Consider the following 14,105-nt stretch of genomic DNA (forward strand, 5'->3'; position numbering starts at 1 on the left):
TCTCTCATTATACCATTTTTAGACTAAAATAACTCTTTTTTAAAGTGCTTACATAGATAGACAAAAAGAAAAAATCTCCTCTATTGAGGAGATTTATTTAATCTTTAATATGACTTGATAGTTGTTTTTGGTATTCTTCGTTTGATTTTGCTTTTTCTTCAGCAAATTTCTTGCGGAATTCTTCCATTTCTTTACTTGTCACAATCTTATCTTGAATCTTCAGATATTTATAACTGTTTTCACCTGTTTTATCACCGACCCAACCATCTGCTCCTGTTCCTGGGACTTTCTTTGTAACAAGCATTTGGGCACCGTCAGAGTTAACAGGGATGATCAAAGCACTATCAGTCAACCATGCTTGAGCTTTAGCATATTTTGAATAGCGTTTTTCGAGATCTGTTTTCTCACTGTTTGCATCATCAAGTAATTCTTTGTATTTATCCAATCCCACTGCCTTAATGGCTGAACTATCTGATCCTAGTGCAATACCAAGTGCTCCAAGAAGAGTTGGTCCAGATGTTGGATCAAATGCATCAAGATAGGTTGATGGATCTGCATAGTCTGGGCTCCATCCACTGTTTGGATTGATATCCCAGTCGATATTGTCTTTTGAAGTTGCAAGAACGGTCATACTTCCCAATTCATCATCAGAAACTTGTTGGATATCAACCACAACATTCTCAACTCCAAGAGCTTCCTCTATTGATTGTTTATACGATTGAGCTTGACGTACAAAATCCGTTTGAGTAGAGGATACTGGCAAGTCCAAATGAATAGGGAACTGAACACCGTCGGCTTGAAGAGTTTTCTTAGCCGCTTCAAGTTTGATTTTAGCTTTATCTACATTATGAAGTGAATCTTGTGCATCATCTAAGCTAACATCGCTCCAAGCAGTATCCAACTTGTCAAGTTCTGTTTTTGTTACTTGACCAAAAGATTGATCCCCAATTTGAACAAATGTTGGAGGTGTAAAGCTAGTACGTAATTTACGAGGGGCAACTTCATCACCAAATACTTGAGAGACAGCAGCCTTACGATCTGCTCCAAAAGCCAAGGCTTGGCGGAAATCTTTGTTCAACAAAGCTTTCTTAGTAGATGTCTTTTCTTCGTCCGTTGTTTTAGAAGTATGGTTATAGGCTACACGGTCAATATTAGTTGAAATGTAGTAGCTACCTCCTCTTTGTTGACCATACACAATATTGTCTTTGTATTTTTCTTTGAATCGCTCATAGTTTGCAGAATTCTTAAAGAGCGGAGCTGCTGGGTAGTGTCCTTCATCAAAACCACGACCAAGAGAGTCTGCATCTTGACCATCAAAGAAAGTCAATTTTATATCATCAATGAAGACGTTTCCTTTATCCCAATAGTTTTGGTTTTTCGTCATCTCAATTGAAGATTTCGATGTGAGACCTTTCAGAAGGTAAGGACCATTGTATAGAATACTTGTAACATCAGTAGGTTTACCAAAATCATCCCCTTTAGAGGCTAAAAAGTCTTCATTGATTGGTGCTAAAACACCCATCGTTGTCTTGGAATTCCAGAAAGATTCAGGATTATTAAGCGTATAAACAAGTGTATAATCATCTGTCGCCTTAATTCCAACAGTAGAAAAATCATTTGTTTTCCCGTTAATATAATCATCCAACCCTTTGATTGAATCCTGTACGAGATAGAGGGCTTGTGATTTCTTAGCGACAGCATGTTTCAAACCTGTCACGAAATCCTGAGCCTTTACTTCACCATATTCTTCGCCTTCATTAGTGTACCACTTAATCCCTTTTCGGATTTTATAGGTGTAAGTCAAACCATCTTTAGAAACACTCCAGTCCTCTGCTACAGACGGTACAAGATTTCCATATTGGTCATTCTCAAGCAAACCATCGATGACATTCCCAGTCACCTGTTTGGTACTGGAATTTCCAGAAACTGTGTAGTCCAAAGTTGCGGGATCCGATGAGAAGACATAAGTATAAGTCACAGGTTGGTTGGCATTTTTACCACCAGACGAACAAGCTGCTAGTAGTGCTGAGGACAACACTGCTACTGCAGCCGTTAGAAAAATACGTTTTTTCATAAGGCACTCCTTTAAATCAAATATATGATTATTATATCACTTTGATTTTTGAAAGCAAGGTAAAAACTAAATAAATCTCCCTAAGATGTTTTCTGTAATTTTCAAAAAATGATGAAAGTCAGTTAAGAATTTCATTTTGTGGTATAATAAATTTATCATTATTAAGAGGTATGGACATGAAAGAAACTGTTTATTTTGGAACTTACACTCGTCGCTTATCTAAAGGGATTTACAAAGCTGATTTTAATACAGAAACAGGACAGCTTGCAAATCTTGAACTCTTTGCTGCTGAACCAAGTCCGACCTACCTTGCCTTTGACCAACAGCAACACTTATACACTGTAGGGAGCCAGGATGGCTTAGGTGGAATCGCTGCTTACAAGACAGATGGCACTTTGTTAAATCATGTGGTGGAAGAAGGCGCTCCCCATTGTTATGTGGCAGTGGATGAAAAGCGTGGTCTCGTTTATGGAGCCAACTATCATAAAGGACAAGTTCTGGTTTATAAACGTCAAACGGATGGTAGCCTCATCCAAACAGATCTAGATCAGCATAGTGGACAAGGCCCTCATGAAAACCAAGCTTCCCCACATGTACACTTTACGGATCTAACACCTGACCAGTATCTCGTTACATGTGATCTGGGCACGGATGAAGTAACTACCTACGATGTTAGCCCAGAAGGAAAACTAAGTAAACTCTACACTTATAACAGCCAAGCTGGGGCAGGTGCTCGCCACATCGTTTTCCATCATCATTATAAGATTGCCTACCTCATCTGTGAACTCAACAGTACCATTGAAGTCTTGATTTACGATGGTGTTGGTGAATTTGAACGCATGCAAGTCATTTCGACTTTGCCAGATGGATATGAGGGATTTAATGCTACTGCCGCCATTCGTCTTTCAAAAGATGGTAAATATCTCTATGCATCCAACCGTGGTCATGATTCCATTGCTGTATTTAGCATCCTAGCTGATGGTAGTCTGGAGTTATTAGAAATTGTGCCCAGCCACGGACAAAATCCGCGCGATTTCAATCTTACTCCTGACCAAGAATTTCTAATTGCAGTTCACCAAGATTCAGATAATGCAACCGTCTTTAAACGTAATCCTGAAACTGGTCGATTAGCTGAGCTTTCTAACGATTTCCAAGTTCCCGAAGCTGTTTGCATCACATTTAAACATTAATGTAAAATAAAAATGAACTCGCTTAAGCAAGTTCATTTTTATTTTATAGTTTTTATAGTTTATTTCCGACATTGATACGGTTAATGGCACGTTGTAAAGCAACCTTAGCTCGCCGTTCTTGGTCAATCAAGTGTTTATCTTGTGCTTCTTCAATCTCACGTTCAGCACGAAGTTTAGCACGTTGGGCACGGCTAATATCGATATCACGAGCACGTTCTGCTGAGTCTGCTACAATAGTAATGATGTCATTGGCAATCTCGATAATTCCTCCGTTCACTGCAATCCAGTTCACATGAGTATCGTCATCGATTCGTTTTACCTTTACTTCATCAACCGCTAAAACCGCAATCATATTTTCATGTCGTGGCAAGATCCCCATCTCACCATCCAGAGTTCGTACCGATACAAAGCTGGCATGGTGATCATAGACGAGGCCATCTGGTGTCACGATCTGGACAGTTAAATGAGCCATAGATCACCTCTTAAAATCCCATTTTCTCAGCTTTTGCAATCACATCTTCGATTGAACCGACACCACGGAAAGCATCTTCTGGTAGATGGTCATGTTTTCCTTCAAGGATTTCCTTAAAGCCGCGAACTGTTTCCGCCACTGGTACATAAGAACCAGGTTGGCCAGTAAATTGTTCGGCAACGTTAAAGTTTTGAGACAAGAAGAACTGGATACGACGGGCACGAGCAACCAAAGTCTTTTCTTCATCAGAGAGTTCATCCATACCAAGGATAGCAATGATATCTTGCAATTCATGGTAACGTTGAAGGACACGTTTGACCTCAGCAGCAACTGCATAGTGCTCCTCACCAACAATCTCAGGTGCCAAGGCACGAGAGCTTGAAGCCAGTGGATCAACGGCTGGGTAGATACCCAACTGTACCAACTTACGTTCCAAGTTTGTTGTTGAATCCAAGTGAGCGAAGGCTGTTGCTGGCGCAGGGTCAGTATAGTCATCCGCTGGCACATAGATAGCCTGGATAGAGGTTACAGATCCCTTCTTGGTTGATGTGATACGTTCTTGCAATTGACCCATTTCCGTAGCAAGTGTTGGTTGGTAACCAACGGCTGAAGGCATACGACCCAAAAGGGCAGATACTTCTGAACCAGCTTGAGTGAAACGGAAGATATTATCGATAAAGAGAAGCACATCTTGACCTTCTACATCACGGAAGTATTCAGCAATTGTCAAACCAGTAAGGGCAACACGCATACGTGCTCCAGGTGGTTCATTCATCTGACCAAATACCATGGCTGTTTTCTCGATAACGCCTGATTCTTTCATTTCCCAGTAAAGGTCGTTCCCTTCACGAGTACGTTCCCCAACACCAGTAAATACTGAAATACCACCGTGTTCTTGGGCAATGTTGTGAATCAATTCTTGGATCAAGACAGTTTTACCAACTCCGGCACCACCGAAGAGTCCAACTTTCCCACCTTTAAGGTAAGGGGCAAGAAGGTCGATAACCTTGATCCCTGTTTCCAAGATTTCAGATGAGGTAGACAATTCATCAAAAGTTGGAGCTTTCTTATGAATTGGCTGACGCTCAGCGTCTTCATCGAAAGGAGCATCCAAGTCAATGGTATCTCCCAAAACGTTGAAGACACGTCCCAAAGTTTCTTTACCTACTGGCACAGAGATTGGACGGCCCGTGTCCAAAACTTCCATTCCACGAGTCAAACCATCTGTTGATTCCATGGCGATCGTACGAACCATACCATCACCCAACTCCAAGGCTACTTCAAGGACGATTTTTGTTTTTCTTTCGTCATTTTTGTAGACGACAAGTGCATTATTAATCTCAGGAAGTGTTTCACCTGCTGCGAACAAGACGTCGACAACGGGTCCAATAACCTGAGCAATTTTACCTGAACTCATCTCCTTCTCCTATTCTATATAAGATACTGTCGGTTCCTAGTTCACCTAGGGCCTAAGTTCATTTTAATACGAGGGAGGCAAAGCCTTATTCTAAGGCACTAGCCCCCGCTACAATTTCTGTAATTTCTTGTGTAATCGCCGCCTGTCTGGCACGGTTATACTGAATTGTCAAATCATTGATGACTTTCTTGGCATTATCAGTCGCCGTTTGCATGGCTGTCATACCTGCAGCATTCTCAGCTGTCTTGGCATCGATAATAGCCCCGTATATCATACTTTCTGCAAACTGAGGTAACAACTGCTCTAGAATCTCATCACGACTCGTTTCCAACTCAAATGTCAAGCTATACTCTTCATCCGCTTCATTTGGATCCAAGTCAACAATCGGCAGCATTTGTTCCACACGCATTTGACTTGTGAGAGTATTGACATGATGGTTGTAACAAACATAGAGTTCATCAAAAAGTTCGTTTTGGTACATCTCAATCGTTTTTGAAATAATTTTACGAACTTCATCAAAACTAGGTTGGTCGGCCAAGCCACGTAGTTCATAGATTGGTTGAATGCCACGAGCCTTAAAGAAATCAGCTCCCATACTACCAATACAGATTATCTCAAAACCTGTACCATCTGGATGGTATTCTTCTTTCAACTCCATCACAGCTTTAAGGATGGAAGCATTATAACCTCCAACCAAGCCACGGTCTGAAGTAATAACGATATAGCCTGTTTTCTTAACTGGGCGACTAATGAGCATCGGATTGGTAGAACCACCAGATCCGTTACCATGCAGAATATCCGTCAAAAGCTTACGAACCTTCTGAGCATAAACTTGAAAGTTGCGTGCTGCTTCTTCAGAGCGACCTAACTTGGCAGCCGATACCATTTGCATGGCATTGGTGATTTGACTAGTATTTTTTGTTGAGGCGATTTTTGTTTTAATATCATTTAGAGATACTGCCATTTGACACCTCTATTCTTATTGGAAGCTGGATTGATTGAGAAACTCTGTAATCGCAGCATCCAAGACTGCTTCTTCTGGCAAGTCTTTTGTTTCACGAATAGTTTCCAAAATCTCTGGATGTTGTGCATCAAAGAAATCATGAAACTCTTCCTCAAAACGAACAATGTCATCTACAGGAATCGTATCCAAGAAACCATGTGTCAAAGCATAAAGAATGGTTACTTGTTTCTCAACAGGTAATGGTTTATGAACTGGTTGTTTCAGAACTTCAACGGTACGACGTCCACGATTTAACTTAGCTTGAGTAGCCGCATCCAAATCAGAACCAAACTTAGTGAAGGCTTCCAACTCACGATATGAAGCAAGGTCGATACGAAGTGTACCAGCAACCTTCTTCATAGCTTTGATTTGTGCAGAACCACCTACACGGGATACAGATGAACCCGCATCGATAGCTGGACGAATACCCGCATTGAAGAGACCATCGCCAAGGAAGATTTGACCATCTGTGATTGAAATCACGTTGGTTGCGATATAAGCAGAGATATCTCCTGCTTGTGTCTCGATAAATGGTAGAGCTGTGATTGAACCACCACCAAGTTCATCAGAAACCTTAGCTGAACGCTCAAGCAAACGGCTATGAAGGTAGAAAACATCCCCAGGGAAGGCTTCACGACCTGGTGGACGACGAAGCAAGAGGGAAAGTTCACGATAAGCGACCGCTTGTTTTGAAAGATCATCATAAACGATCAAAACATGCTTCCCTTGGTACATAAACTCTTCTGCCATGGCAACCCCAGCATAAGGAGCTAGGAAGAGCAATGGAGAAGGTTGTGAAGCAGAAGCTGTCACAACGATTGTATAGTCCAAGGCACCGTACTGACGAAGTGTTTCAACTTGCGTACGAACAGTTGACTCTTTTTGTCCAATCGCTACATAGATACAGATCATATCTTGATCTTTTTGGTTCAAAATAGCATCAATAGCGATGGTTGTTTTCCCTGTCTGACGGTCACCGATAATCAACTCACGTTGACCACGACCAATCGGAACAAGGGCATCAATAGCTTTCAAACCTGTTTGCAATGGTTCTGATACAGACTTACGTTGCATAACGCCAGGAGCCGGCGCCTCTACTGGACGAGACTTATCAGTATGGATTTCTCCAAGACCGTCAACTGGACGACCAAGCGGGTCGACAACACGTCCAATAAGGCCCTCACCAACAGGAACCTCCATGATTTTACCTGTACGACGAATAGTATCGCCTTCACGGATATCTGTAAAGTCACCTAAGATGATAATCCCAACGTCTGTAGACTCCAAGTTTTGCGCCATTCCATAAGAGCCATTTTCAAAAATCAACAGCTCTCCACTCATGGCATTTTCAAGGCCGTGAGCACGCGCAATTCCGTCCCCGATATAGGTTACAACACCTGTTTCAGATACATCAAAATTGGGTTTGAAATTTTCAATTTGTTGCTTAATTAAAGCGCTGATTTCTTGTGCGTTAATTGCCAAAAGAACACCACTTTCTATTTCAAATTTTCTTTAACAACTCGAAGTTGTTGTTTAATACTCACATCAATTGTCTTGTGATTAGCAAAAATGATAAAACCACCAATGAGTCCTTCATCAATTTGTTCTTTGACGCTCCGCACTTTCAGAGACATTTTTTTCTCTATCAATGGGAGCAGACGTTCCTTCTGTTCATCTGTTAAAGGATGGGCTGAAGAAATCGTGACTACAAAACGATTGGTCTCTTTTTCAAGGCGATTCAAACAATCCGCAATTACTTCATAAAAAAGATTTGCTCTGTGATTGTAAACCAGAACCTGAATAAAGTTTTGCATTAAAGGTGACACAGAGTCTTGAAAGAAACGAACTGTTTTTTCCTTATCTGACTCATCAACTGCTACCTGAGCTAAAAAAGAAGGTAAGCCAGTTTCTTCTGCGACTTGCTTGATTTGATCCAAGTCTGAAAAAATCCGGTCCTCTTCTCCTTTTTCAATCACTAATTGGACAAAAGGCATGCTGTACTTTTCAATGACCTTTGCTGTTTTCTTGTCCATTAGGCTTCTCCTAGCTGATCGATATACTGATCAATGAGTTCCTTATGGGCATGACTGTCAAGGTTTTGTGAGATGATTTTTCCAGCTAGACTAACTGTCAAATCTGCCACCTCGCCCTTAACACTTTGTAAAGCTTCAGCTTTATTTTGAGCAATTTCTTGGTTGGCTTTTTCTTTTAAGCGCCCTGCTTCAAGTTTAGCTTCGGCTAAAATATCGGCTTTACTTTTCTCAGCAGTTCCCTTTGCATTCTCGATAATCGTTTTAGCTTCGGTACGGCTACCTGCTAACTCAGCTTCACGTTTGTTAGCTAGTTCCTCAGCCTTTTTACGGGCTTCCTCGGCACCATCAATATCTGAAGAAATCTTTTCAGCACGTTCATCCAAGATGCTGGAAATATTTCCCCAAGCATATTTTTTCACTAAAAAGATCAATAAAAGGAAGGAACCAGCGATAAGAATAAAGTCACCGATAATGGTACTAATAGTTAAATCCATCTTCTAATCCTCCTCTACTTACTCTTCCCCTTCATTTATTTTTTTACCAATGTACATAGATGACAACATGGTAAATACATAAGCCTGAATACATGAAATGAAAATTGAAAAGGCTGTCCATAACATGTTTGCGATAAAGGCAAAAGGATACCAATACAAAGCATTTTGTGACAAGGCTAATAGCAATCCAGCTAAGACCTCACCGGCAAAAATATTTCCGTAGATCCGAATCGCCAAGGAAGCAAAATTGGTGAACTCTTCTAAAATGTTCATCGGAGTCATAAAGCCAGGTGTAACAAATGCTCTCAAATATTCTTTAACGCCTCTACGACGAACTCCTTCTACATGGGCGATCAAAGTGATCAAGAATGATAGGGATAAATCGTATCCAAGGTTGGCTGTTGGGGAAGTCCACAAGTTATAACCGTTTGTTGTTTGTACTTTTGCCATTAAGCCGATATTATTGGCAACCAAGATAAACAGAAATAGAGAAAACAGAAATAAGGAATAATCCTTGATGTATGATTCTCCAATGTTTGGTTTGGTAAAACCAATCACAAAGTCGTAAATCATCTCAAGAGCATTTTGTTTGCCCTTTGGACGGATGGTCATTTTACGACTTGCCCAGTAGACAAAGGCAAAAACCATCAAAACAGTTACAAGAGACATGGCAAGCAGGGTCAAATCAAAGGATATTGGTCCAATATTAACGGTTGGATTCAAACTTTCTTCCATGGTTTGACACCTCCATTTCTAAATAGAGTTGTCTATTTAATGACAAATGACATCGCCAAGGTTACAAAGAATGTTCCTTCGATAAAGGCAATCCCCATGATCATCAAACTACGCAATTGTGGGATGATATCTGGTTGGCGTGCTGCAGACTTGAACAAACCGTTCATCAAAAATCCTTCTGCAAGGGATACACCCATACAGGCAAGACATAGACCGAAAAATGTTAAATTCATGATAAATTCTCCTTTTATTTAAAATTTACTTACTTAGTTTAGTCCTAAAATTTGTTTTTGTCAACTTTTTACTAGTAATGGAAGCGTTTTGAATCATTTATTTCCAATTTTACGATTTTCAAGACAATTGTATAGAAAATTTTATTCCCTTTTCACGACCCTTTCACTATCTTTCTATGTTTTCTGAAAACAAAAATCCGAGTTTTACAACTCGGATGTATCATTTTTTATCTGAAATAAATTGAATGATGATTTTGACAAGCTGGATTAAATGCAGCATTACAAAATGGACAAGTCCCCTTCTCGGTATACTCCACATAGGTTAGCGTATTCCCACAGGATCCACATAAAATCGGTCGATCCTCGGTAAGCGTCAAGGGGTAGGGTGAAAACAAATGCGTTTCTATAGCATTGTGGCACTGATAGCATGCATAGTATTTCTTGCATTCATAACACTGGAGTGAAACAATATCCTTTTCACTATGATAATGAACACATCTGCTTTCATCATCTACTAATAAACCTTGTGCTTGAATCATTCCCTTTTCCTTATCTAGGCACGAACTGTGACACTTGTCCCATCTTCCTTATAGAGATTGATAAGACCTTCCTTAAGAGCGCGGACCATGTCACCTGCCTGAACAGGTTGTGGAACCTTGATTGTCAAGAGTTCCATTGGATTTGGAGCACGGTCGATTTTATTTCCTTTAGAATCGTGAAGATTTTCGATATAGGTTTCAAAATGACGGAAACCTGGTCCGTAAAACTCAACTTGATCGCCTTCATTGATGACATTTCGTTGACGAATAGTTGCTGTCTGGGTTGCTTCATCATAAGCTACCACTTCAGCAACAAACTTGTATTCAGGGATTTTACGACGTGCACCAAACAACTGTTCATTTTCTGTAGGTGTGCTATAGTAGAAACCTGTTGCCAATTCACGTTGGGCAACTTTCCACATTTCATCCACCAAGTCCTGTTTGATAGCTTCAAATTTCTCAGGACTTTCAAGATAAGCATCCACAGCCGCCTTGTAACAGTTGGTTACAGTTGAAACATAGTGAATAGATTTCATGCGTCCTTCAATCTTGAGACTGTCTACACCATTTTCAATCATATCTGGAATATGGTCAATCATGGACATGTCAACGGCTGACATCGAAAATTCTTCAGGAATTTCACCTTTAAGACTCTTGCGTTCTTGACCAAAAGGCATGTCGTAAAGGTCGTATTTCCAACGGCAAGACTGAGAACAGCCACCACGGTTGGCATCACGCATACTCATGTGATTTGACAGCGTACAGCGACCTGAGTAGGAAATACACATCGCTCCGTGGACAAAGGCTTCAATCTCTACGTCTGTGCGTTTGCGAATCTCTGCCAATTCTTCCATTGAGACCTCACGCGCCAAAACGACACGAGTCAAGCCCAGTTCTTTCCAAAATTCAAGCGTTTCATAGTTCGTCGCACTGGCTTGGGTAGAGAGGTGGATTTCAAGACCTGGCGCTTCTGTTGCTGCAATCATAATCAAGGCCGGATCTGACACGATAACTGCCGCAATCCCAATGTCACGCAACTTACGGAACCACTCACCAGCCCCAGCTTCATTTCCTTCGTGCATAACCATGTTGGCAGCTACATAGACCTTGGCACCATACTTGGCAGCGAACTGCACGCCTTCTTCCATCTGTTCAAAGGTGAAGTTTCCTGCACGGCTACGAAGACCATAAGCTTGTCCACCTATAAAAACAGCATCAGCTCCATACCGAACAGCCACTTTTAGCTTCTCTAAAGTCCCTGCAGGCGATAAAACCTCAGGACGTTTTAATGTTTTTGTCATGTTTTCTCCTATTTGCAATATAAAAGTTTGACGTTTTTCCTTTTCATTTTATAGTAAATAATAGATAAAATCAAGCCTAGACAGATTGTTTTGACAATTCTAATCTTTTAAGAAAACAAAAAACTAGCCTTTCTAAACTAGTTATTTTCAAGATAAAATTCAAAGCGTTCACCCACGTATTGACTCTTTACATATTCAAAAGCTGTCCCATCTTCAAGATAAGAAACCTGAGTCAAGGCTAAAATCGCATGCCCCTTTTCGACTTCCAGATAGTCAGCAATCTTTTCCTTAGCCAATCTCGCATAAATGGTCTGTTGGGATTTGCCAATCCGGTAGCCATACTGCTGCAAGGTTTGAAAGAAGTGACTGGTGATTTCTTCTTTTTTGAAATCCTTAATAAATTTCTCAGGAATGGATGCGACTTCATAGACTAGTGGAACTTGGTCAGCATAACGCACCCGTTCCATGCGGATAATATTCTCTGTTGGAGTAATCCCCAGCTTAGCGACCTCTTGTTCATTTGGAATGGTTCTTCTGTAAGAAATGAGTTGGCTGGAAGGTACTTTCCCCTGAGATTTGACAATCTCCGTAAAACTAGTCGTTCCCCGCATTTTTTCTTGGACACGAGTGCTAGAGACAAAAGTCCCACTTCCTACACGACGCTCCAAAACTCCTTCCTCAACCAAGAGAGAGATAGCTTGGCGTAATGTCATCCGGCTAACTTGAAACTGTTCAGCTAAATCTCGCTCACTTGGAAGCCTCTCACCAATTTTCCAATGATGCTCATCTATATCTTTCTTGATCTGATCGTGGATTTTCATATAAGCTGGTAACATGATTCTCACTTCTTTTCTTTATTTTCTCCATTGTACCGTATTTGCTAAGAAAAAGTCAAACTTTGCCTTGTTTAGTTGGTAATTCGCCCCTATTTGTGATAGAATATTGAAAAAGATATTTCTTTTGAGAAAGGAAAAAGATGAGCAACATTTCAACTGATTTGCAAGATGTCGAAAAAATCATCGTGCTGGATTATGGTAGCCAATACAACCAGCTGATTTCACGCCGTATTCGTGAAATTGGTGTTTTTTCAGAGCTAAAAAGTCACAAAATCTCAGCCGCAGAAGTTCGTGCGATTAACCCTGTAGGGATCATCCTCTCTGGTGGACCAAACTCTGTATACGAAGATGGTTCATTTGATATTGACCCAGAAATTTTTGAACTTGGCATTCCAATTTTAGGAATCTGCTATGGTATGCAACTTTTAACTCATAAACTTGGAGGAAAAGTTGTCCCTGCAGGTGATGCTGGTAACCGCGAGTATGGCCAATCACCACTTACCCATACCACTTCTGCCCTCTTTGAAGGGACTCCTGAAGAACAGATTGTTTTGATGAGCCATGGCGATGCTGTTACAGAGATTCCAGCTGATTTTGTTCGTACTGGTACTTCTGCTGACTGTCCTTATGCAGCTATTGAAAACCCAGGAAAGCACATTTATGGTATCCAATTCCACCCAGAAGTGCGCCATTCTGTATACGGAAATGATATCCTTCGCAACTTTGCCCTTAACATCTGTAAAGCTAAGGGTGACTGGTCAATGGACAACTTTATCGATATGCAGATCAAGAAAATCCGTGAAACTGTAGGTGACAAGCGTGTTCTTCTCGGTCTATCAGGTGGTGTTGACTCTTCTGTTGTTGGAGTTCTTCTCCAAAAAGCAATCGGTGATCAATTAATCTGTATCTTTGTAGACCACGGTCTTCTCCGTAAGGGAGAGGCTGACCAAGTTATGGACATGCTTGGTGGTAAGTTCGGTTTGAACATTGTCAAAGCAGATGCTTCAAAACGTTTCCTTGACAAACTTGCTGGCGTTTCTGACCCTGAACAAAAACGTAAAATTATTGGTAACGAATTTGTTTATGTCTTTGATGACGAAGCTAGCAAGCTAAAAGATGTAAAATTCCTTGCTCAGGGAACGCTTTACACTGACGTGATTGAGTCTGGTACAGATACTGCTCAAACCATCAAATCACACCACAATGTTGGTGGTCTTCCAGAAGACATGCAGTTTGAATTGATTGAACCACTCAATACTCTCTATAAAGACGAAGTCCGTGCTCTTGGTACAGAACTTGGTATGCCGGACCACATCGTATGGCGCCAACCATTCCCAGGACCAGGACTTGCTATCCGTGTCATGGGTGAAATCACTGAAGAAAAACTAGAAACTGTTCGTGAGTCTGATGCTATCCTGCGTGAAGAAATCGCTAAAGCTGGTCTTGACCGCGATATCTGGCAATACTTCACTGTCAACACAGGCGTTCGTTCAGTTGGTGTTATGGGTGATGGTCGTACTTATGACTACACAATCGCCATTCGTGCAATCACTTCTATCGATGGTATGACAGCAGACTTTGCCAAAATTCCTTGGGAAGTCCTTCAAAAGATTTCCGTACGAATCGTAAATGAAGTGGATCACGTTAACCGTATCGTCTACGATATTACAAGTAAACCACCTGCAACTGTAGAGTGGGAATAAACCAATCAAACACAAAAGAACTCTGAATCAGATTCAGAGTTCTTTTTTATATGCAGGGAAAGCATTGCTGCTTTC

The 14,105-nt window shown here is 40.9% G+C and carries 14 protein-coding genes; 2 read left to right on the forward strand and 12 right to left on the reverse strand.

Features of this window, described 5'->3' with window-relative positions; translation table 11 throughout:
• Positions 1–97: 97 nt before the first annotated feature.
• Complete coding sequence (locus tag HMPREF1149_RS03605) at positions 98–2,074, reverse strand: peptide ABC transporter substrate-binding protein (RefSeq protein ID WP_000745943.1); 1,977 nt, start codon at positions 2,072–2,074, stop codon at positions 98–100.
• 176 nt (positions 2,075–2,250) lie between these two features.
• On the opposite strand from HMPREF1149_RS03605, the gene HMPREF1149_RS03610 reads away from it, so the two are divergent.
• Positions 2,251–3,264, forward strand: a complete 1,014-nt coding sequence (locus HMPREF1149_RS03610) for a lactonase family protein (protein ID WP_000665607.1) — start codon at positions 2,251–2,253, stop codon at positions 3,262–3,264.
• A gap of 52 nt (positions 3,265–3,316) precedes the next feature.
• On the opposite strand, the gene HMPREF1149_RS03615 is transcribed toward HMPREF1149_RS03610, so the two are convergent.
• The 11 genes from HMPREF1149_RS03615 to HMPREF1149_RS03660 form a co-directional block, all read right to left on the reverse strand.
• Entirely contained in the window at positions 3,317–3,736 is a 420-nt protein-coding gene (locus HMPREF1149_RS03615; protein WP_000940837.1) for a F0F1 ATP synthase subunit epsilon, read from the reverse strand.
• Between the two features lie 10 nt (positions 3,737–3,746).
• Positions 3,747–5,153: a F0F1 ATP synthase subunit beta gene (gene atpD, locus HMPREF1149_RS03620; RefSeq protein ID WP_000094373.1), complete on the reverse strand. Its 1,407-nt coding sequence runs from the start codon at positions 5,151–5,153 to the stop codon at positions 3,747–3,749.
• 85 nt (positions 5,154–5,238) lie between these two features.
• The gene (locus tag HMPREF1149_RS03625; RefSeq protein WP_000301233.1) at positions 5,239–6,117 is read right to left on the reverse strand and encodes a F0F1 ATP synthase subunit gamma; all 879 of its coding nucleotides are present in this window, start codon (positions 6,115–6,117) and stop codon (positions 5,239–5,241) included.
• Positions 6,118–6,132: 15 nt separating this feature from the next.
• Positions 6,133–7,638 (reverse strand): F0F1 ATP synthase subunit alpha, encoded by a 1,506-nt coding sequence (atpA, locus tag HMPREF1149_RS03630; RefSeq protein ID WP_000996621.1) that lies wholly within the window; start codon positions 7,636–7,638, stop codon positions 6,133–6,135.
• A gap of 14 nt (positions 7,639–7,652) precedes the next feature.
• On the reverse strand, positions 7,653–8,189 hold the full coding sequence (locus HMPREF1149_RS03635; protein WP_000358985.1) for a F0F1 ATP synthase subunit delta: 537 nt from the start codon (positions 8,187–8,189) through the stop codon (positions 7,653–7,655).
• Positions 8,189–8,683 carry a F0F1 ATP synthase subunit B gene (gene atpF / locus HMPREF1149_RS03640; RefSeq protein WP_000366309.1) on the reverse strand — a complete coding sequence of 165 codons (495 nt, stop codon included), beginning with the start codon at positions 8,681–8,683 and terminating at the stop codon, positions 8,189–8,191. The genes HMPREF1149_RS03635 and atpF overlap by 1 nt, the downstream gene beginning before the upstream one ends.
• 18 nt (positions 8,684–8,701) lie before the next feature.
• On the reverse strand, positions 8,702–9,418 hold the full coding sequence (gene atpB, locus HMPREF1149_RS03645; RefSeq protein WP_000392938.1) for a F0F1 ATP synthase subunit A: 717 nt from the start codon (positions 9,416–9,418) through the stop codon (positions 8,702–8,704).
• A 32-nt stretch (positions 9,419–9,450) separates the two neighbouring features.
• Positions 9,451–9,651, reverse strand: coding sequence for a F0F1 ATP synthase subunit C (locus tag HMPREF1149_RS03650; RefSeq protein WP_001054551.1), 201 nt, complete (start codon positions 9,649–9,651; stop codon positions 9,451–9,453).
• Between the two features lie 227 nt (positions 9,652–9,878).
• Positions 9,879–10,190 (reverse strand): CHY zinc finger protein, encoded by a 312-nt coding sequence (locus HMPREF1149_RS11245; RefSeq protein WP_081502328.1) that lies wholly within the window; start codon positions 10,188–10,190, stop codon positions 9,879–9,881.
• 14 nt (positions 10,191–10,204) lie between these two features.
• Positions 10,205–11,491, reverse strand: a complete 1,287-nt coding sequence (locus tag HMPREF1149_RS03655) for a peptidase U32 family protein (RefSeq protein ID WP_000169123.1) — start codon at positions 11,489–11,491, stop codon at positions 10,205–10,207.
• Positions 11,492–11,628: 137 nt separating this feature from the next.
• Entirely contained in the window at positions 11,629–12,327 is a 699-nt protein-coding gene (locus tag HMPREF1149_RS03660) for a GntR family transcriptional regulator (protein ID WP_000936179.1), read from the reverse strand.
• Positions 12,328–12,467: 140 nt separating this feature from the next.
• On the opposite strand from HMPREF1149_RS03660, the gene guaA reads away from it, so the two are divergent.
• Positions 12,468–14,030: a glutamine-hydrolyzing GMP synthase gene (gene guaA / locus HMPREF1149_RS03665; RefSeq protein ID WP_000065701.1), complete on the forward strand. Its 1,563-nt coding sequence runs from the start codon at positions 12,468–12,470 to the stop codon at positions 14,028–14,030.
• Positions 14,031–14,105 lie beyond the last annotated feature (75 nt).

This window comes from Streptococcus sp. BS35b (assembly GCF_000286475.1).
GTDB lineage: Bacteria > Bacillota > Bacilli > Lactobacillales > Streptococcaceae > Streptococcus > Streptococcus oralis_W.